The organism is Vibrio sp. S11_S32, from assembly GCF_014694465.1.
Classification (GTDB): domain Bacteria; phylum Pseudomonadota; class Gammaproteobacteria; order Enterobacterales; family Vibrionaceae; genus Vibrio; species Vibrio algicola.
Genome location: NZ_JAAUWS010000005.1, coordinates 1 through 21,976 on the forward strand (window position 1 = coordinate 1; position 21,976 = coordinate 21,976).

General features: G+C 44.4%; 16 protein-coding genes and 1 pseudogene. 8 read left to right on the forward strand and 9 right to left on the reverse strand.

Features of this window, described 5'->3' with window-relative positions; all coding sequences use genetic code 11:
* The coding region (locus tag HC723_RS04525; protein WP_190338349.1) for an IS3 family transposase at positions 1-192 on the forward strand (192 nt) is incomplete at its 5' end.
* A 364-nt stretch (positions 193-556) separates the two neighbouring features.
* On the opposite strand, the gene argH is transcribed toward HC723_RS04525, so the two are convergent.
* From argH to argC, 4 genes are all read right to left on the reverse strand, one after another.
* Positions 557-2,431: an argininosuccinate lyase gene (argH, locus tag HC723_RS04530; protein ID WP_190338350.1), complete on the reverse strand. Its 1,875-nt coding sequence runs from the start codon at positions 2,429-2,431 to the stop codon at positions 557-559.
* 219 nt (positions 2,432-2,650) lie between these two features.
* Entirely contained in the window at positions 2,651-3,883 is a 1,233-nt protein-coding gene (locus HC723_RS04535) for an argininosuccinate synthase (protein ID WP_153445861.1), read from the reverse strand.
* A gap of 119 nt (positions 3,884-4,002) precedes the next feature.
* Positions 4,003-4,806 (reverse strand): acetylglutamate kinase, encoded by an 804-nt coding sequence (gene argB / locus HC723_RS04540; RefSeq protein ID WP_190338351.1) that lies wholly within the window; start codon positions 4,804-4,806, stop codon positions 4,003-4,005.
* 15 nt (positions 4,807-4,821) lie between these two features.
* Entirely contained in the window at positions 4,822-5,823 is a 1,002-nt protein-coding gene (argC, locus tag HC723_RS04545) for an N-acetyl-gamma-glutamyl-phosphate reductase (protein WP_190338352.1), read from the reverse strand.
* A gap of 204 nt (positions 5,824-6,027) precedes the next feature.
* On the opposite strand from argC, the gene argE reads away from it, so the two are divergent.
* The 5 genes from argE (at position 6,028) to HC723_RS04570 (ending at position 11,521) form a co-directional block, all read left to right on the forward strand.
* Entirely contained in the window at positions 6,028-7,179 is a 1,152-nt protein-coding gene (argE, locus tag HC723_RS04550; RefSeq protein WP_153445855.1) for an acetylornithine deacetylase, read from the forward strand.
* 324 nt (positions 7,180-7,503) lie between these two features.
* On the forward strand, positions 7,504-10,131 hold the full coding sequence (gene ppc, locus HC723_RS04555) for a phosphoenolpyruvate carboxylase (protein WP_190338353.1): 2,628 nt from the start codon (positions 7,504-7,506) through the stop codon (positions 10,129-10,131).
* Positions 10,132-10,284: 153 nt separating this feature from the next.
* Positions 10,285-10,836, forward strand: coding sequence for a PadR family transcriptional regulator (locus HC723_RS04560; protein WP_190338354.1), 552 nt, complete (start codon positions 10,285-10,287; stop codon positions 10,834-10,836).
* A gap of 171 nt (positions 10,837-11,007) precedes the next feature.
* Positions 11,008-11,247, forward strand: coding sequence for a CopG family ribbon-helix-helix protein (locus HC723_RS04565; RefSeq protein WP_153445850.1), 240 nt, complete (start codon positions 11,008-11,010; stop codon positions 11,245-11,247).
* Positions 11,237-11,521 (forward strand): type II toxin-antitoxin system RelE/ParE family toxin, encoded by a 285-nt coding sequence (locus HC723_RS04570; RefSeq protein ID WP_190338355.1) that lies wholly within the window; start codon positions 11,237-11,239, stop codon positions 11,519-11,521. Before HC723_RS04565 ends, HC723_RS04570 begins: the two co-directional genes overlap by 11 nt.
* Positions 11,522-11,935: 414 nt before the next feature.
* On the opposite strand, the gene metF is transcribed toward HC723_RS04570, so the two are convergent.
* The 3 genes and pseudogenes from metF to HC723_RS04585 form a co-directional block, all read right to left on the reverse strand.
* Complete coding sequence (gene metF / locus HC723_RS04575; RefSeq protein ID WP_190338356.1) at positions 11,936-12,820, reverse strand: methylenetetrahydrofolate reductase; 885 nt, start codon at positions 12,818-12,820, stop codon at positions 11,936-11,938.
* Between the two features lie 340 nt (positions 12,821-13,160).
* A pseudogene (locus tag HC723_RS04580) lies at positions 13,161-15,558 on the reverse strand (bifunctional aspartate kinase/homoserine dehydrogenase II).
* Positions 15,559-16,725, reverse strand: coding sequence for an O-succinylhomoserine (thiol)-lyase (locus HC723_RS04585; protein WP_153445843.1), 1,167 nt, complete (start codon positions 16,723-16,725; stop codon positions 15,559-15,561).
* 325 nt (positions 16,726-17,050) lie between these two features.
* Here HC723_RS04585 and metJ point away from each other — a divergent pair, with 325 nt between their 5' ends.
* Positions 17,051-17,368 (forward strand): met regulon transcriptional regulator MetJ, encoded by a 318-nt coding sequence (gene metJ, locus HC723_RS04590; RefSeq protein WP_153448095.1) that lies wholly within the window; start codon positions 17,051-17,053, stop codon positions 17,366-17,368.
* Positions 17,369-17,645: 277 nt separating this feature from the next.
* Here the strand turns inward: metJ and HC723_RS04595 are convergent, their stop codons facing one another.
* Entirely contained in the window at positions 17,646-18,902 is a 1,257-nt protein-coding gene (locus HC723_RS04595; RefSeq protein WP_153445841.1) for a malic enzyme-like NAD(P)-binding protein, read from the reverse strand.
* A 160-nt stretch (positions 18,903-19,062) separates the two neighbouring features.
* Entirely contained in the window at positions 19,063-19,278 is a 216-nt protein-coding gene (gene rpmE, locus HC723_RS04600) for a 50S ribosomal protein L31 (RefSeq protein ID WP_153445839.1), read from the reverse strand.
* A gap of 483 nt (positions 19,279-19,761) precedes the next feature.
* Here rpmE and priA point away from each other — a divergent pair, with 483 nt between their 5' ends.
* Complete coding sequence (priA, locus tag HC723_RS04605; RefSeq protein WP_153445837.1) at positions 19,762-21,963, forward strand: primosomal protein N'; 2,202 nt, start codon at positions 19,762-19,764, stop codon at positions 21,961-21,963.
* The last annotated feature ends 13 nt before the right edge of the window (positions 21,964-21,976 follow it).

Consider the following 21,976-nt stretch of genomic DNA (forward strand, 5'->3'; position numbering starts at 1 on the left):
GTCGAACGGTTCTTCGGTAGCTTGAAAAATGAATGGCTACTCAATGTGGTTTATTTAACGCGTGATGCAATGAAAGAAGATGTTGAAGAATATATCCGGTATTACAACCATGAAAGGTTGCATACTATGCTTGGTGATTTAACGCCAATCGACTATGAAAAATTACAAAGTCAGGTGTCCTATTGGGCTTGACCAGAATAATCCACAGCACCGTACCCAACAAAAATGCTTTAAAAATAGCAGGAAAATACAAAGTATCACCAAATATCAAATCTGATATTGGCATCCCGACATGAAATAACTGCATTGACATAAATAACCTTAAAGAAGATAACGTTAAATGAATGGCTTAGACGTTAGAATAATGAATCGAGCATCTAAGCAAGTATAGGCTATCAATTTGATAAGATAATAAAAAAAACCAAACTGAATAAATCAGCTTGGGCTATAGTATACGCCTCTTATAAACCGGCTCAATGTTATTGATGGCAAAGCAAAAGCATTAAAGAACAATAGAATTTAATGATAAACCCTATCAATTTAAACTTTCACTCTTTTAAGCTACATTGACCTTCAAAATAACTTGTTCGTTCAAGTTTACTTCCAAGGCGACTTCATCACACGCATGTTGGCGTGGGCATTGATCGCAATCTTTGAGTACTTTTTCTGGTAACAAGGTTTTGGAGGTCGGGATAAAGTCTTGCTTCATAAAGAACTCTGGCACACGGGTTAATACAAACACCTTGTTGATGGCCATTTGCTTAGCTCGCGCCACCAAGTGTTGAATGATCGCTGCGCCTTGTCCTTGACCTTGCCAACCTGCCTCAATACCAAGTGAGCGAATTTCAGCTAAGCCAGAGTCATAAACATATAACGAGGCACAACCGGTCACTTCCCCATGATGCTCGGCCACAGCAAACGAGCCAATATCACGAATAAGCTCACTGCGGCTGCGCGGTAGATTTTCACCTAGCCCGGCCCAGTAAGCAACCATGCCCTCTAGTGAATCTATATCGGTTAGGCGCGCAGGCCTCACTTTGACGCCCGTAGTATCACGTTCGGCTAAACGTTTTTGCGCTTGATTAACCGCGTAGTTCACTTGTTTTGGTGATACGCCACCTAAGGCTGAGCGTTTTTCTAAACATGACTCTATGGTTAAAATGGCGTAAACATCCTCTTCGATTACTGGCGAGAATTGTTTTAACTCTTCTAAGCTTAATTCTTCTAGCGCGCAAGCTTTGGCAATGGCGCCCACCACCGCCACACCCACAATATGGTGCGCTTCACGGAATGGAATGCCTTTAGCCACTAAGTAATCAGCCAGTTCAGTTGAGTTGGCGTAACCTTGCTTCGCTGCTTCGAGCGTACGTTCGCCATTGACTTTAATGCCATCAAAACACAACGCCGCCATTTCCATGCAATCGTTCCAAGTATCGAGTGCGTCAAATAAGCCCTCTTTATCTTCTTGCATGTCTTTGTTATACGCTAACGGCAATGCTTTGACTGTCATCATCATGGCCGCGAGTGAACCATAAACACGGCCAGTCTTACCACGAATAAGTTCAAGTGCGTCCGGATTTTTCTTTTGTGGCATTAATGAAGAACCCGATGTCACGGTATCGGCGAGTTCAATAAAACCTGATTCGCCCGAGTTATAAAAAATCATATCTTCGGCAAGGCGAGAAAGGTGCAACATAGAGATAGAAGCGATCGACATTAATTCCATTACATGGTCGCGATCGGAAACCGAATCTAAACTGTTACGAGTGGCACGCTGAAAGCCCAGATTATGCGCCAGTTTTTCGCGATCCATTGGGTAGGCGGTACCGGCTAATGCGCCAGAGCCTAAAGGACAAGTATCAAGACGAACAATCGCATCTGACAAACGCGAGTAATCACGCTCAAACATTTCAACATAAGCTAAGCACCAGTGCGCAAATGTCACCGGTTGTGCACGTTGTAAATGGGTATAGCCCGGCAACACAGTATCTTGATGCTCACGCGCGACCGATACCATTTGAGATTGCAAACGATCGAGCGCCATCAGTAGTTGATGACCTTGTTGGCGACACCAAAGTTTTAAATCGGTTGCCACTTGGTCGTTACGCGAACGACCAGTATGCAGTTTTTTACCTAAATCGCCGACACGGCTGATCAATTGTGTTTCGACCCAGCTGTGAATATCTTCCGCATCCGATTGCAGGATTTGTTCTGGATCTTCCATTACCGCTAACTTTAGTTCGTTCAGCGCTAATTCTAATTTTTGTTGTTCTTGCTCAGTGATCACGTTAACTGAAAGCAAAGATTTGGACCAAGCGATCGACCCGACAATATCTTGCTCAGCCAATCGGTAGTCAAAACGCAGTGAGTCATTGAATTGCTTAAACCGAGTGTCTGCTGCTTGGGTGAATCTTCCGCCCCATAATGCCATTGGTGTCTCTCCTGCTTCTCCTCATCGCACTTGAAGCTGCAGCTTTGTTGGCTACGCTCGTTCACCCCACTCACTTAGCGCACTAAGCTCATGGGGCTGAACGATCTTGCCGCCTCACTGCAACTCCAATTACTTTGAGTATATATTCTTAGTAATTTTAAACCGTCATACCCAATAACTCATTAAGAGCAAGTTACCGAATGACAGTAATTGTTGTCTTTATTTTTTCTTCGCTTCATTCAAAGTACGGATACGACTGGCAAGCGAGTACAGACGGATGAAACCGCCAGCATGGCTTTGGTCGTAAACTTCATCATCTCCAAAGGTGGCAAACTCTTCTGAGTACAAGCTGTTATCTGAACGTTTTTGCGTCACGATAGCTTGGCCTTTATACAGTTTAATCACCACTTCACCGTTAACATCTTGTGCCAGCTCTTCGGTTGCTGCCAGTAATGATTTACATAGCGGAGTGAACCAACGACCATCATAGACAAGGTGAGAAGCTTTCACGCCCAACTCTTCGCGGAATTCAAAAGACGCTTTGTCTAATACTAATTGCTCAACCGCACGCAACGCTTCCATCATAATGGTGCCACCTGGAGTTTCGTAACAGCCACGAGACTTCATGCCAACTAAACGGTTTTCAACGATATCAATACGACCTACGCCATGTTTCACGCCTTTTTCATTTAAGTAAACTAACGCATTGTATGGTGTCATTTTTTCGCCATCAACCGCGACAACTTCCCCTTTCTCAACGATCACAGAAACATATTCTGCTTCATTTGGCGCTTGCTCTGGATCGACGGTCCATGCCCAGCAATCATCATTTGGTGCGTTCCAAGTATTTTCTAGAACGCCGCCTTCGGTTGAGATATGCCATGCGTTGGCATCACGAGAATAGATTTTAGTTAATGAAGCGGTACAAGGAATATTACGCTCGGCAAGGTAGTCTAGACACTCTTCACGGCTGACTAAATCCCACTCACGCCACGGTGCAATCACATGTAGATCAGGGGCTAGCGCGGCAAATGCGCCTTCAAAACGTACTTGGTCATTCCCTTTACCAGTACATCCGTGACATAAGGCATCGGCGCCCACTTTACGCGCTACTTCAACTTGCGCCTTAGCAATGATAGGACGAGCCATTGACGTACCCAGTAGGTATTTACCTTCATACAGCGCGCCAGTTTTAAGAGTTGGGTAAATGTAATCAGCCACCATTTCTTCTTTAAGATCGGCGATATAACATTCTGATGCACCAGAGGCGATGGCTTTTTCTTCGATACCAACCAATTCTTCTTCGCCTTGACCTACATCGGCCACAAACGCCACTACTTCACAGTCGTAGTTTTCTTTTAGCCACGGAATAATCACTGAGGTATCAAGGCCACCAGAATAGGCGACAACCACTTTGTTTACACTTGCTTTATCGACACTTAACTTGCCCATTGTACTTCTCCAAAAATATTAATGTCCTTCCTTGGAATGAGCGGTTTTGTGCCTGACTCCATTCCGTAGAGTATTTCTTTGTATTCTCACCCGATACCAATCAAATATGACGGGGTAAATTAAGGATGAAAACGTGTCCCTATACTAGTTCCTGAAAACAATTGTGTTAATTTTTCAGGCTTTTTCCAACCCGCCACTTCAATGGCGCGTCCTAATTCTTTGGCCGCGTCGAGCGCTGCTTGAACTTTTACTATCATGCCATCTGTGATCACTTTTTGCTCGATTAATTGATCGGCTTGTTTTTGATCCAGTTCGGCGATTAATTGTTTATTGCCATCTAGCACGCCACTTACGTCGGACAACAAAGCCAGTTCGGCATCTAATGCTGTCGCCACCGCAACCGCAGCTTGGTCGGCATTAACATTCATGAGTTGACCTTGCGCAGTAATACCAATTGAACTAATGATCGGCAATGCACCGGTTGTTAAAATAGCACTTAATACTGCAGCACTGCCCGCTTTCGCATCACCGACCGCACCCAGCTGATCGGATACTTGGGTAATTTGACATAAGCCCCCATCGGCTAAACTCAAACCAACCGCATTTAATCCCAGCTTGATCGCCTGACCTTGGAGCAGTTTGTTGGCGGTTCCAGCTAATGCGCCCGAAATATAATTAATATGCTCAAAGGGCGTAACGCGTAAGCCATTTATTTTAACTGTCTCTAATTGCAACTTATCCATCAACTCATCAACTAAATAGCCGCCACCATGCACGATCACAATTTGGCGCTCGGCTTGTTGTTGATAATCGGCAATCGATTTAAACAACAAGGCTAAAGTATCAAGATCGGAAAGTACCGCTCCGCCTAATTTTATCACCAAAGGTTTGAGGGTAAGAGCTGGGTTGATTGATTCAGTCATATTAATAATTAGCACCTAAAGCAATGAGGTTAACATTGGGAAACCATAACGAATATTCAGACATTGCATCGCTTGGCTAGAGGCACCTTTGAGTAGATTATCAATAGCCGATACCACAATCACATGCTGCCCTTGCACTTTCCAACCGATATCGCAAAACGGGGTATTCTCAACATTTTGTAATTTCGGTAAATCTTGTTGTAAACGCACAATCGGCTTGCCTTGATATGCTTGTTCGAACGCCGCAGCGATTTGTTGCTGATTAACCCCATCAGCCAGTTTCATGGTAATGGTGGCCAAAATGCCGCGTTTGAAATTACCTAAATGCGGAGTAAAAATAACCTCACGCCCAAGATGACTAGAAATCTCAGGCTGATGACGGTGAGTAAATACGCCATAAGCTTGCAAACTCACTTCGCAAAAGCTATTGGTCATCGTGGCTTTACGACCGGCTCCGGTCACACCGCTGGTGGCATTTATCACCGGCCACTGAGTATCGTCGAGTAAGTTTGATTCAATTAATGGTTTGATCGCCAATTGAGACGCGGTTGGGTAACAACCAGGAACGGCGATTAAATCAGCACCAACAATCGCCGCTTCATTCCATTCCGCCAAACCGTAAACCGCTTTATCTAACCACTTTGAATGAGTGTGCTCAAAACCATAATATTGGGGATAAAAGCCTTCAGACAGAACCCGATAAGCACCGGATAAATCGAGCACCACACAATTATTTTCCAGAAAAGTCGGCGCTAAGTCGTGACTCACTTCATGGGCAGTGGCGAGGAAAACCACATCACATTGCTGAGCCACCTCTTCTACCGAGGTTAAAGGTTGCACCGGCATATCGATAATGCCTTGTAATTTACCGTGTAGCTCGCAAATTGGTTTGCCGGCATCGACACTGTTGGCAGAAACGTATAAACCTGATAGCGTAAGTTCAGGATGTTTGTTCACCATTAACGCGAGCTCAGCTCCGGTATAACCACTTGCACCAACAATTGCCGTTTTTAACATATTAACTTCCGTATTTAATAATGATGAAGCTTAAAATATCGTATTTCTGATTCCGCACACATGACTACATATACAAAATCTTCGTTATTATTTGATTTTTTATTCACAAATAATGATTTAATATGTGTTTTATCGTTTTCTGGCTTTTTTGTCAACCACAAACCAAGTCTATCAATGTAAAGAATTTGTAAGGATAAATAAACTATGCAAATCCCTGACTTCATTCATGTCTATCGTGACCTAATTTCGACGTCATCAATAAGCTCTACAGATCCAACTTGGGATCAAGGTAACGAGAAAGTTATCGAAAAACTGGCGGGATGGTTTAAAGACCTCGATTTTGAGGTGGAAGTGATTGAAGTGGCACCAGGAAAACACAATATGGTGGCCAAAAAAGGTCAAGGCACTGGCGGTTTACTATTATCAGGTCACTCTGACACCGTGCCGTTTGATGAAGGGCAATGGAGCTTTAATCCGCATCAGTTAACCGAATCAAATAATCGTTTTTATGGTTTGGGCACCGCTGATATGAAGGGCTTTTTTGCCTTTATTATTGAAGCGGTAAAGAAAGTCGATTGGAGCAAACAAACTAAACCACTGTATGTTTTGGCAACGTGTGACGAAGAAACCACCATGCTCGGCGCACGTCATTTTACTCAATTATGCCAAGCCGATGATGCGCCGTATCAACCGGATCACTGTATTATTGGCGAGCCCACCAGCTTAAAACCGATCCGAGGCCATAAAGGTCATGTGGCTAATGCGGTGCGTGTAACCGGAAAATCCGGCCACTCTTCTGATCCAGCACTGGGGGTGAACGCAATTGAAATTATGCATGAAGTGTTATTTGCTTTAATGCAACTTCGTGACAAGTTAATCAAAGAATATCACCACCCAGGATTTGCTATTCCAAGCCCAACCTTAAACTTAGGTCATATTCATGGCGGTGACAGTGCGAACCGAATTTGTGGTTGCTGCGAGCTGCATTACGATGTTCGCCCACTGCCGGGGATCAGCTTAGATGGGCTCGACAATATGTTGCGCTCGGCGTTAAAAGAAGTGCAAGCCAAATGGCCAGGACGAGTAGACATCACCCCACTGCATGAAGCAATCCCAGGTTATGAATGCTCACATGACCATCCATTTATTACCGATATGGAGCAGATATGTGAGATGCCTTCCGAAACCGTCAATTACTGTACTGAAGCGCCATTTTTACAAGATGTGTGTCCAACCTTAGTGTTGGGGCCGGGTTCTATTGACCAAGCACACCAACCAGACGAATTTTTAGCCTTTGAGTTTATTGACCCAACCATCAAAGTTTTGTCAAAATCAATTCACCAGTTTTGTTTTTAAGCTTGACGCTAAACATCTAATTTCAATACTTATAATAATATTTTAAGTAATTGACGTTGCAGTGAGGCGGCAAGTAAACGAAGCCCCATGAGCTTAGCTTGTCTAAGTGATTGGGGTGAGAGCGCGTAGCCAACAAAGCTGCAGCTTCAATTACGACAAATATACCACTTAAGGATTAAGTGATTAATGTCTGACCAAGATCAATTGGATGCGTCTTTATTTATTTAAAGCACATAAAAGTTTGACTCAGTGCAAATAAATTCGCTAGATTGGACAGATAACGATAACAACGGATGTAATTTATTTACAAGGTAGTATTAAAAAATGAACGAGAAATATGACGCGTTAAAAAGCAACGTACGCATGCTGGGTGATATCCTAGGTAACACAATTCAAGAAGCACATGGTGATGTTATTCTTGAAAAAGTGGAGACCATTCGTAAACTATCAAAATCCGCTACGGCAGGAAGCCAAGAGCGTGAAGATTTGATAGAAGAGATCAAAAACTTACCCAATGAGCAACTCACTCCGGTTGCACACGCATTCAGCCAATTCCTAAATCTGACCAACATTGCCGAGCAATACCACACCATTTCACGTCATTGTGAAGAGCAAGTGTGCGAACCCGATGCAATTAATACTTTGTTTGGCAAATTAGCCAACAACGACATCAGTAAAGAAGACACCGCGCAAGCAATTAAAGAACTCAACATTGAACTAGTGCTTACCGCGCACCCGACTGAAATTGCCCGTCGCACCATGATCAATAAATTGGTCAAAATCAATCAGTGCTTATCGCAATTAGAACACAGTGATCTTTCTCCTCGCGAACGCCTTAAAACTGAGCGTCGCTTAGAAGGTTTAATTGCTCAATCTTGGCACTCTGATGTGATTCGTCAGCAACGCCCGACGCCATTAGATGAAGCTAAATGGGGCTTTGCCGTGGTGGAAAACTCATTATGGGAAGCCGTCCCTGCCTTCTTGCGTGAGTTTGATGATCGCCTTAAAGGTCACCTTGGTGAAGGCCTTGCTATTGATGCTCGCCCAGTGCATTTTACTAACTGGATGGGCGGCGATCGCGATGGTAACCCGAATGTGACGCACCCTATTACTCAAGAAGTACTGTTACTTTCTCGTTGGAAAGCGGCCGATTTATTCCTAGGTGATATTCAAGAATTAATCACTGAACTGTCTATCGTTCAATGTAACCAACAAGTCCGAGATCTTGCTGGCGATGCACACGAACCTTATCGCGCCATCTTAAAAGGTTTACGCACTTTATTGACCAATACCACCACGGTATTAGATGCCCAAATCAACGGCGAAGATGTGCCTAACCTGCCAATTTTAACCACGGTTGATCAGTTGTGGGATCCGCTTTTAGCCTGTTATCAATCACTACGCGAATGTGGCATGAGCGTGATTGCTGAAGGGACGATTGTTGATACTCTGCGTCGCGTTAAAGCCTTTGGTGTGCATCTTGTTCGTTTGGATATTCGCCAAGAAAGTACTCGTCATTGTGATGCGATCGCAGAAATGACTCAGTTCCTTGAACTTGGTGATTATGCTCAATGGTCTGAAGATGAAAAAGTGGCGTTCTTAATTAAAGAGCTCAGCTCAAAGCGCCCTCTCTTGCCGCGTAACTGGCAACCATCAGCGGAAGTTCAAGAAGTATTAGACACTTGTCGCGTCATGGCGCAGCACCCACGCGAAGCCTTTGGCGCTTATGTTATTTCAATGGCGCGTACTGCATCCGATGTGCTTGCGGTGCATTTACTATTACAAGAATGTGGCTGTAAATTCCGCATGGATGTGTGCCCATTATTCGAAACTTTAGATGATTTAAACCATTCTGAAGTGGTGATGAAGCAGTTGTACTCACTTGAGTGGTATCGTGAGTTCATCAACAACCACCAAATGGTGATGATTGGTTATTCTGATTCAGCCAAAGATGCTGGCGTGATGTCAGCCGGTTGGGCGCAATACGATGCAATGGACAAACTGGTTAAAGTTTCAGACGCTGAAGGCATCGAGCTTACCTTGTTCCACGGCCGTGGCGGTACGGTTGGTCGTGGCGGTGCACCTGCCCATGCAGCATTACTGTCTCAGCCACCACGCAGCCTAAAAGGCGGTTTACGCGTCACAGAACAAGGCGAAATGATCCGCTTTAAACTGGGCTTACCGGATGTTGCGGTCAACAGCTTCAACTTATATGCCAGTGCGATTTTAGAAGCGAATTTACTTCCGCCTCCAGAGCCGAAAAAAGAATGGCGCGATCTGATGGATGTTTTATCTGAAGTCTCGTGTGAAGCTTACCGTGGCATAGTGCAAGGCGAACCCGATTTCGTGCCTTACTTCCGCGCGGCAACTCCAGAGCAAGAACTTGGCAAACTGCCATTAGGATCTCGCCCGGCTAAGCGTAATCCTCAAGGTGGGGTCGAAAGTTTGCGTGCTATTCCTTGGATTTTCTCATGGAGCCAAAACCGCTTAGTGCTACCTGCTTGGCTTGGCGCCGGTGAAGCGATCCAGTATTCGATCGATAAAGGTCATCAAGCGATGCTGGAAGAAATGTGTCGTGAGTGGCCGTTCTTCTCAACTCGTTTAGGCATGCTAGAAATGGTGTACTCGAAGTGTAATATCGAGGTATCGCGTTACTACGATCAGCGCCTAACCGATGAGTCATTATGGCCATTAGGTGAGCGTCTACGCACCCAATTGCAAAAAGATATCGTCACAGTTCTTAACGTGGAAAACAACGAAAATTTAATGCAAAACGACCCATGGGGGCTAGAATCCATTCGCCTACGCAACACGTATGTTGAACCACTCAACATGCTGCAAGCCGAGCTGTTGTACCGTACACGTCAAACAGACAACCCATCGCCTGAACTAGAAGAAGCGTTGATGTTGACTATCGCCGGTATCGCGGCGGGTATGCGTAACACCGGATAATCGCAAGTCATGACTAAAATCAAAGCCGCACTCGTTGCGGCTTTTTTGTGGTTCTCGCTTTTTTTCTGTTAGTTTCACAACTCAAGCAAGACGCCATATCGAAGCCTACGCAATTAGAGTATGATTTGCTGAGCTAATCGATTGGAACATTCTATGTCTTTACCGCACGTCATTTTAACTATCTTGAGCCAAAAAGAAGCCACAGGATACGATATAACCAAAGCCTTCTCGCAACAGGCCGGACAATACTGGAAAGCCAGTCATCAACAGGTGTATCGAGAGCTCAGTAAAATGCTGGCCAAGGAATGGGTGACTTGTGAAGAATTATTGCAAGTCGGCAAGCCAGATAAAAAAGTGTACGCCATCACCCCTTATGGCAGTAAAGCATTAGAAATGTGGTTTGAACTGCCAATGTCACACACCGAATTACGCGATGAATTCAGTGCCAAGCTAATGGCCTGCACGGTACAATCCCCGCAACCATTAATAGACCAACTCGAGCGTTTGATCCCCGAAAACGAAGCGCTGCTCCTCCATTATCAACAACTCGACGCCCGCTACTCGCTACAATCCACATTATCGGCTTCATTGCGTTTAGAACGCCTCACCGTGCGCCGCAACCTGATTGAACGCCAATCATGGCTAACATGGGCGATAGATGTGAAGCAGGAATTAGAGTCGATATTGACTAAAAGATTGGCGTAATTCTTAGCGAAAGGCTTGCTTGGGGAAAAGTACGTTTAATTTAAATTCGATCTAATATTAAAGCGATATCGAGTCATTCTTAAGCGACTGCAAGTACAAATTATAGGCGTTATAGTAAATATGCCCTCACTGTACTACAATGAATACAGAGTAATACAATAGGAAATCACTATGCCGTCTATGTCTGTTAGGATCCCTGAAGAAGTAGAAAAGAAATTAGCCATTCTTGCTAAATCAACAGGGCGAACCAAATCGTGGATAACAAATCAAGCGATTCAAAGTTATTTAGATCGTGAACTTTGGCAGGTCAATGAAATCAAAAAAGCCATTAGCGAAGCTGACTCCGGACAATTCTCTACTGATAGTGAAGTGAAAAAGGTTTTCTCTAAGTGGGGCGTGGATGCAGGTTAAATGGCTAAAAAATGCATTACTAAACCTAGAACATTACGCGGATTACTTAAACGAACATAATCCTCAAGCTGCAAGACATTTTGTTAAAGAAGTACACGATTTAACCGAGCTCCTCAAAGATAATCCATCAATGGGACGAGCAGGAAGAATATTTGGCACTAGAGAGCTTATTTTACAGAAATTTCCTTACCTAATACCTTATCGAGTAAAAGATAATTGCATTGAAATATTGCGAGTATTCCCTACCAATATGTCTCAACCGGACTTTTGGTAAATATCAAATTCAAGCGTAAAAAAGACAGCTAGAAGCGGCTTTAAATCAATGCAGCTCAGAGGTGACAGTATTTTCGCGAAGAGACAGTATCCTAACAAGCCATTGGGACTGTAACCCGCCAACTCTGCCTAAATTTTGCTTGGTGGAAAGACTCGTTTTGATGCACCAATCATGGATGATTGGTGAGGCTTCTTTCGCACATGGATGTGCGGTTGAAGCCGATATCAAAGAAGAGTGTTGTAGCCAAGAGTGACAAAATTTCTAGCAGCGGCCTTTTTGCCACCTTTTTTGGCTGTTGAAAAAAGGTTGGTCGCCGAAGGCTGTGCGATGAGCTCACCCCCAACATCAAAACCCAAAAAAGGCCTACCTTTCGATAAGCCCTTTATAACCTAAATTAACACAATAATTCAAAGACTAAGGACGAACCCCTAGCGTATGACACAACGCATAGGTCATTTCAGAACGGTTTAGCGTATAGAAATGGAAGTCTTTGACTCCTTCACGACTTAGGGTTCGCACCATATCAATCGCTTGACTGGCACCGACCATTTGACGTGTGACGGGATCATCATCCAAGCCTTCGTATTGTTTTGCCATCCAGCTTGGAATACGCACATTGGTCATGTCGGCAAAACGTTTGGCTTGTTTGTAGTTTGAAACGGGCAAAATGCCTGGGATGATTTCAACATCAATGCCGGCAGTTACGCAGCGGTCGCGAAAGCGTAAGTAGCTTTCCACATCGAAGAAGAATTGGGTAATGGCGCGGTTCGCTCCGGCATCGACTTTGCGTTTAAGGTTGATCAAGTCCGCTTGAGCATTTTTAGCTTCTGGATGTACTTCTGGGTAAGCGGCAACCGAAATATCAAAATCTGCCACCCCTTTTAGTAATTCAACTAAGTCAGAAGCATACATGTCTGGCTTGCCACCCGATTGCGGTAAATCGCCACGCAGCGCCACGATATCGCGAATACCGTTGTTCCAGTAGTCTTGAGCTATGGTTTTTAATTCATCGCGGCTAGCATCGATACAGGTTAAATGCGGCGCGGCAATCAGACCGGTTTGATCTTTGATTTCTTTAATGATGGAGTGGGTACGATCACGCTCGCCAGAGTTGGCACCGTAAGTCACTGAAACAAACTTAGGTTGTAGCGTTTTTAGGCGATGGATAGAACTCCAAAGTGTTTCTTCCATTTTTTCACTGCTTGGCGGAAAAAACTCAAAAGAAACGTTAATCTTGCCTGCCAGATCGGCAACGTTGTGATTAAGTGCGTCAATATGACCTGCGTGTGAATAGCTCATTTCTTTATTCTCCCTGTGGCAAGGCCACTTATAAATCAACAGCGGCGGAGCCACTTATAAACTAACTGCGGAAAATTCCCTTCCACAATAATACTTATCTAACAAATCACGTTAACGGCTACAAAACACATTTAGCCGTCTATATGTCTAAAGAATGTCTTGAATAGGATCTAATGTCAACGATCTGAACATGAATTTTTTTCATATTGCGAGTGAGTAGATTTCAAGTCATAAAAAATGCCACTTATCCTGCGCGATCTTTCTGGTTGAAAGAGCAAAAGATAAGTGGCATTTGAAACATTTAACTTACGTCGCTACTAGGAATTCAATCGAATAGCCCTTACAACAAAATCGACAGTCGATTCAAATCCGATTGCAATGCACCTGCTGTCACCATTTTTCCAGCACCTGGGCCACGAATAACCAACGGATTTTCTTTATACCAATGGCTTTCTATTGCAAAGATATTGTCACATGGCAATAAGTTCGCCAGCGCATGTTCAGGATTTAATGCCTCAACACCAACCGTCGCTTTGCCATCTCGATTTAAACGCGCCACATAACGCAGCACCTTTCCATCCACTTGGGCTTTTTCCAAACGTTCGGTTAAACGCTCATTAAGCAATGCGCCATTATCAAAAAAATCATCGGTTGAAAGATGTTGCAACTCTTGCGGCACCAAAGACTCAACTTTGACATCTTCAGGTTCAATGGTAAATCCAGCTTCGCGGGCAAGGATCACTAATTTACGCATCACATCAGAACCATCTAAATCTGAGCGAGGATCCGGTTCGGTTAACCCTTGTTGCCACGCCAAATCAACTAAATCACTAAACGGAATTGAGCCATCAAATTGCTGGAACAACCAAGATAATGTACCGGAAAAAATGCCCGAAATAGCGGTAATTTCATCACCACTATCACGCAGATCATGAATGGCATAGTTGACTGGCAAACCTGCCCCCACGGTGGCGTTATACAACCAATGACGTCCGGTTTTTTGGAACGCATCTTTGATGGCATGATAACGAACCGAGCTTGATGCACCGGCGATTTTATTGGCGCAAATCAGGTGCATACCTTGCTCGGCAATTCGTTCATATTGATCGGCTAACAAAGCGCTGGCAGTGACATCCATCACCACCACTTCATCGTAGCGTGTTTGGTGGGCCAGCGTGTCTAACCAAGTGCCACCATCATTACTGATACTCTCATCTTCAAATTGAGCCAGTGCATCTTTTGGGGTAATGCCATTGAGATCGAGCCAGTAGGTTTGACTATCAACCACTGCCACTAAATCAAAACTCATGCCGCTGCGTTTTTCTAATTCCGCTTGTTGGCTTTCAAATAGAGCCAATATTACCTTTACCACACAATGCAATCGCGACACGTTTTTGTGCTTGGAACAATTGAGAATGCACACCAGCAACAATACTTGCGACATCTGTGCGACGTAAAATGGCAACTAAACTCAAGCCTGAATCTGCGGCAGAGACGAACTCCACAGGGGCATCTTTTAATTGTTGATAGAAGCCATAACAATGATTGGCATTACTGGTCACGCCAGCGCCAACAGCAGCCACCATTGAGTAGCCTTCTTTTAGCTTAATTTCTGCGCCAACCGCGATATCTTGCAAGTAACTTAACGCATCTCCGGCAATTTCTTGCGTATACGCCAGCAGCAAGCAACCTTGATCAGGCTGTGATTCCATTGCTAAGGGTTGTAATTGTGCGCGAGCTAATGAACGCATCACATCTAACTGCAAACGTTCAAAATCATGTCCTGCGCCAAAATGAATTTGCACCATTAATACTTCTTCAATCGAAGTGATAATTTTGGCACCACGACCAGAAGCTAATACACGCTCAATTCGAGTTGAGCCACATTCTGGTTGGTAACTGCAACGCAGGCTTAAATCCATCGCGCTTTGTGCTACCGGTTGCAGTGTTCGGCTATGCAGTACTGGCGCAGCAAGACGAGCAAGCTCACTGGCTTCATCTAGACGCAGCAAAGGCAATAAACACGCATCAGAGACTTTACGCGGGTCGGCGCTAAACACACCTGCGACATCACTCCAAATGGTCACGCGTGTCACTTCGGCTAGTGCGCCAATCACAGTGGCTGAATAATCGGAACCATTACGCCCTAATAACACAGTTTCACCCGCATCGTTACGCGCCATAAAGCCGGTGATCACGATACGAATTTTTCCGTGCTGCGCTAGGCGCTCTTTAAGCAAAGGTAACGAGCGAGCGCGATCGACTTCTGGTTGAGCACCACGTTCTGCGCGTAAGAAGCGACGAGAATCCAATTGCACCGCTTCCATATCTAAATGACATAGCAAGGCACTTAATAGACGCGAAGACCACACCTCACCATGACCGAGAGCATCACAGCGCTCAACAACATTAACTGGCGCGGTGATCTCACTTAATTCTAAGAACTCATGATGCAATAAATCCAATAACGGTTGTGCGGCTTCTGCCGGTAATAATGACTCAACCAGATCCACTTGAAATTGACGTAACTGTTGTAGAATTTCGTGGGCAATTCGACCATCTTTTTCCAATGCTGCTAACCAATCAATCAATCGATTGGTGGTGCTGCCCGCCGCTGATACAACAATTAAATCCGATTGATTGGAGTATTCGCGCAAAATATTTGCCACGCGTTTATAACATTCGGGATTAGCTAAACTGCTGCCTCCAAATTTATGTAATTGACGAGCCGTGCTCATTTACGCTACCTCTTGTGCTTTTTTAAATGCTTGCTCTAAATCGGTGATCAAGTCTTGGCTATCTTCTAAGCCGACCGATACACGGAGCAAGGTTTGTGCAATACCTGCTTGTTGTTGCGCTTCATCTGACATGGCGCGATGTGTCATCGAAGCAGGATGACAAATTAGACTTTCCACTCCCCCTAGCGATTCCGCTAACGAGAATAATTGGAGCTGACCAACAAAAACCTTCAATTGTTCCATACTGCCGTTCAGTTCAAAGCTAAGCATAGAACCAAAACCAGTTTGTTGTGCTTTGGCGATCTCATGGCCCGGATGTTGTGGCAAGCTTGGGTGATAAACAGTGCCTACTAATGCTTGGGTTTGTAAAAATGCTAATAATGCTTGGGCGCTTTCTTCATGGACTCGCATCCGTGCTGGAAGCGTTCTTAAACCACGCAAGGTCATATAACTATCAAACGGCGTCCCTGTGGCACCAATGCAGTTGCCCCACCATGAAAGCGTTTCGACATGGTCAGGATCTTTTGCAATGATCACGCCGCCAATCACATCAGAATGACCGTTAATGTATTTGGTGGTGGAATGCACCACAAAATCTGCGCCTAATGTAATCGGCTTTTGGTACACCGGTGTCATAAAGGTGTTATCAACGGCCACTAATGCACCGACTTGCTTGGCTTTTTGACAGGCTAACGCGATATCGACCACGCGAACCAAAGGGTTAGATGGAGTTTCAAGTAAAATCAGCTTAGGCTTTTTGGCGATGGCTGCATCAAATTCAGCTTGATTGGATTGATCGACAAACTGAACTTTAAAGTCACCTTTTTGCGCGCGCGTATTAAATAAACGATAAGTACCACCGTAACAATCATGCGGCGCAATAATTAAATCATCAGGGCTTAAGAAAGCCGACACCCATAAATTTAGAGCCGAAGTACCACAATTGGTGATCACCGCGCCTGCACCTGACTCTAATTCTGACAATGCTTGTTCAAGTAGTCCGCGGTTAGGGTTGCCCGAGCGGGTATAGTCGTATTGCGGCACTTCACCAAAGGCAGGAAAGCCGTAGTTGGTAGAAAGATAAATCGGTGGCACGACCGCGTGATATTGAGAATCCGATTCAATACCGGTACGCACAGCAACAGTAGCAGGCTTTCTTGAACTCATGGTGTCTTCCTTTTCCATTTGCGCTTTGTTTTCTTTGAAAATAGATTGATTTAAAGAGTTAAAACCGCAATCACGAATCAATTTTTTGACAGAAATTCAATCTTACCGTTTTTTCAGGCAGTATTGTGCTTTCTCTCGTTCTTTTCTGCTACTTTATCGCTACCAAAGCAAGACGTCAACACTTCTGGACGTCTAAACGTCTTTACTTATGGCAGTCAATGCCGCTAGAATCACACCCTGACAATTAATAATACCAATCAAAGTAATGAGATGATCAGATATTTACCTTGATTGATATAACAACAATAAACAGCGAAGGTACATGATGGCCGATTGGAATGGTGACTACATTAGCCCGTATGCGGAACATGGGAAAAAAAGTGAACAAGTTAAAAAAATCACAGTTTCTATTCCGCTCAAAGTATTAAAAATACTGACAGATGAGAGAACTCGTCGCCAAGTCAATAACCTGCGCCATGCCACTAATAGTGAATTGTTGTGTGAAGCATTTTTGCATGCTTATACCGGTCAGCCTCTGCCAACCGATGAAGACTTACGAAAAGATCGCCCTGATGATCTGCCAGCAGAAGTGAAAAAACTGATGACCGAAATGGGCATCGAATTCGAAGCTTTTGATGATTAACAACCGATTCTCATTTTAGTCATTAATCACTAAAAATTGATGACTAGGGAACAAAAAAAGCCCGATCAAATTAGATTTGATCGGGCTTTTTTTGTTCAACTTTCTTCAATTAGAAAGGACTTATACCAATTCCATAAATTTAATGATCGTTCAAAATTGAGTACAGAGAAAAGTATCAAAAGCCATGGGTGGCCTTGTCTTAAGCGACCAAGGACGGATCAGCGTCTTTTCGGCGTATTCAAATTGATCAAATATAAAATGGAATTGGTATTAAAATTTATTTGTACTGCTCAGGTAACGCAATACGCGCCACACCAGACTTCACCGCCGCGCGAGCGACAGCGCCAGCAACGCGTGGTAATAAACGTGGATCCATTGGTTTTGGAATAATGTACTCCGAGCCAAAGCTTAATGATTCAACCCCTGCAGCAGCTAACACTTCCGCTGGCACTTCTTCTTTAGCCAACTGACGGATCGCCTCTACCGCAGCCAATTTCATTTCAGTGTTAATTTCACTGGCACGAACGTCCAACGCACCACGGAAAATGAATGGGAAACAAATCACGTTGTTAACTTGGTTTGGGTAATCACTGCGTCCGGTCCCCATGATCAAATCATTACGTACTTTGGCAGCAATTTCTGGTTTGATTTCAGGATCTGGGTTTGAACAAGCAAATACCACCGGTTTGTCTGCCATTAATGCCAAAGCTTCAGGTGGCAGCAAGTTTGGACCTGATACCCCTAAGAATAAATCTGCCCCTGTAATCACATCTTCAAGGGTGCGCATGTCGGTGTTATTGGCGAACAATTGCTTGTATTCATTAAGATCGTCACGACGTGTATGGATCACACCTTTACGGTCAAGCATGTAGATTTTTTCGCGCAATGCGCCACATTTGATCAATAGTTCCATACAAGCGACTGCCGCTGCGCCCGCGCCTAAACAAACAATTTTACACTCGTGCAGTTTCTTACCTTGCAGTTCAATCGCATTCAACATGCCGGCAGCGGTGACAATCGCAGTACCGTGCTGGTCATCATGGAATACTGGAATATCACAACGCTCAATCAATTGACGTTCAATTTCAAAGCAATCTGGTGCTTTGATATCTTCTAAGTTGATACCACCAAAGGTGTCAGCAATGTTCGCTACGGTGTCGATAAATTCTTCGATGGTGCGGTGTTTTACTTCAATATCGATCGAATCTAAACCAGCAAAGCGTTTGAACAATAAAGATTTACCTTCCATCACTGGCTTTGACGCCAATGGACCTAAATTACCTAAACCTAAGATCGCGGTACCATTTGAGATCACAGCAACCATATTACCTTTACCGGTATATTTGTAAGCATTATCAGGGTTCAGCGCAATTTCGCGCACCGGCTCTGCCACGCCTGGGCTATAGGCTAAAGCAAGATCTTCCGCCGAATCGGCAGGTTTCGTCAGCGCAATAGCAATTTTACCGGCGATCGGTTGGGCATGATAATCCAAAGCTTGTTGGCGGAAATCTTTGGTCTTTTGAGTATCGGACATAATTTAGGTGTTCCTAAGAAGATGAGGCAGGAATGGCGATAATAATGGATTGCACGGTCGGGATCTACTGTCGCTATTTTATTTTAGACAAGAAAAAAGAGATGCATTTGCATGCATCCCTTTGAAATTTGTCTCTGAGTCTAAAAATTTTAGGCTGAGATTATTTGCTGCTAAGAGCACCAAAACGCTTGTTGAAGCGATCAACACGGCCGCCAGTATCAACGATACGTTGCTTACCAGTGTAGAACGGGTGACATTTGTCACATACGTCTAAGTGGATGCTGTCTTTAGCTAGAGTTGAGCTGAATTCGAAAGCGTTACCGCAAGAACAAGTTGCAGCAACTGTTTTGTATTCTGGGTGGATTCCAGTTTTCATAGGACAAACCTTAATATTGGTCCGTATCGCTATCTGGTTCTTTCCTTTTATCTCACTCTTTATAAAAAGAGATAAACAAAGGATGCCAGACACCATACGTGGTGTTAAAAATGATGCAGAAATCTACATCGTTCGAGGCGCAGTATAATAATGAATCACAGCCCATCGATCAAGGAATTTGCTCTGTTTTTCAGCATTTATTGTTCGAGGCCAATTTCATTACCTTATATGACCCTCGAACATAGACACTAAATAATTGGAGTTACAGTTAGGCGACAAGTGCACGAAGCCCTATGAGCCATCTTTTATAAATAGGCAGGTCAACTATGTGATTAGGGTGAGTAAACGCAGTCTATTGTTGTTTATATAAAATAAGACTGAAGCTTCTAGTATAAACGTGTATAGGTGCTCGAAATTGCAATGGGCTTGCTTTATTATAGAGCCTCATTCGCCGTATTCTGTTGCCACGGAAATTCATCACTTATGCGCCCCACTATCGCCCAAGTCGCTTTGCCTGTCCCGTTGGACAAATGTTTTGATTACCAGATCCCGAATTATTTATATCCGGTGGTAGGCGGACGAGTGTCGGTACCTTTTGGCCGCCAAACCTTAACCGGCATCGTGACCGCTTTGGTCGATACGTCTGATTTACCAGTCGAACAACTCAAGCCCATCAAAGCCTGTTTAGACCAACAACCAGTATGGCCGACGCCTTTATATCAGCTATTGATCTGGTGCAGTCAATTTTACCAATATCCGCTTGGCGATACATTCTCTCTTGCCTTGCCTTCACTACTGCGCAAAGGCAAAGCCGCCAGTTTTGCCAGCATGAAACAATGGCATATTACCGACTCAGGTAAAGATCAATTCGCGGCAGGGTTCGGTCGTGCTCATCTACAAGCTCAAGCGATGCGATTAGTAGAAAATGGCCCCGTGCCTCATCCGCTGATGATAGAAGAAGGGGTCAGTAGTAACACCTTAAAAACGCTGCAAGATAAAGGTTGGATCAGTGTGAGCCATTCTCAACCTGTGACCTCTCGTTGGCCCAAAGACATCGAGAATAGCGACCTCAAACCTAAACTGAATGAAGAGCAAGCGATCGCAATTGCCACCGTTAATAATGTATCTGGCTTTGGCTGTTACTTATTGGATGGGGTGACAGGTTCGGGGAAAACCGAAGTATATTTAAACTTGCTAAAACCGGTACTCGATAAAGGTCAGCAAGCATTGATTCTGGTGCCTGAAATTGGCTTAACCCCACAAACGATTCAGCGCTTTAAACGCCGCTTTAATGTGCCGGTAGAAGTAATCCATTCAGGTTTAAATGATACCGAACGCCTCAACGCGTGGTTATCGGCGCGAGATAAGCAAGCTGGCATAGTGATCGGCACACGTTCGGCGCTGTTCACTCCATTTGCTAGCTTGGGCATCATTATTGTCGATGAAGAGCATGACGCCTCTTATAAACAACAAGATACTTTGCGTTACCATGCGCGCGATGTCGCGGTGATGCGCGCCCACAAAGATAATATTCCCATCGTGTTAGGCTCTGCCACTCCGGCACTGGAAACTCTGCACAATGCCCAAGTGGGTAAATATCATTACTTAACCCTAAGCAAACGCGCAGGTAATGCTCAAGCCGCCAGCCATAAAGTGCTCGATATTAAAGGTTTATATTTAGAAGGTGGCTTATCTGCGCCACTAATCGCCCAAATGCGTCGCCACTTAAATGACGGCAATCAAGTCATGTTATTTTTGAATCGGCGTGGATTTTCGCCCGCGTTAATGTGTCATGAATGTGGCTGGATTTGTGAATGTAAGCGTTGCGATGCTTATTATACCTTTCACCAAGGTAGCCAAGAGATCCGTTGTCATCACTGCGGCTCGCAAAGACCGGTAGTGCGTCAGTGTGAAGGCTGTGGTTCCACTCAATTGGTTTCAGTTGGAGTGGGTACCGAGCAGCTTGAAAAACAACTTGAGATGCAATTTCCTGAATTCAAAACCTTGCGCATTGATCGTGATAGCACCCGCCGCAAAGGCAGTTTAGAGTCGGCATTAGAATCGATCCGTACTGGCGAGTATCAAATTTTAATCGGCACGCAAATGTTGGCTAAAGGGCATCACTTCCCTAATGTCACTTTAGTGGGGCTAATTGATGTCGATGGTTCGCTTTATAGCAGTGATTTTCGCGCCTCAGAACGGTTGGCACAATTGTTTATTCAGGTTGCTGGTCGCTCAGGGCGAGCCAGTAAACCAGGTGAGGTTTTACTGCAAACTCACCACCCCGAGCATGCGTTATTACAATCCTTGTTGCATAAGGATTATCACCACTTTGCTCAGACAGCACTGAAAGAGCGAAAAATGGCACTATTGCCACCTTTTACTCATTTGACTTTGATCCGTGCCGAAGCGACTCAAAATGACTCAACCGAAAGTTTTTTACGCCAAGTTAGACACACATTAGAAGCGCATCCACTGTTTGATGAGACTTGCATGGTACTAGGCCCTATGCCGGCACCATTATCCAAACGCGCAGGAAAATACCGCTGGCAACTACTGCTACAAATCGAAACAAGATCGAAAATGCAGCGTATCTTAGCGTCGGCAAAACCGGCAATTCAGCTGTTGCCACTGGCCAAAAAAGTACGCTGGTCATTAGACATCGAGCCGCAAGACCTTAGTTAGTAATATCTCAATA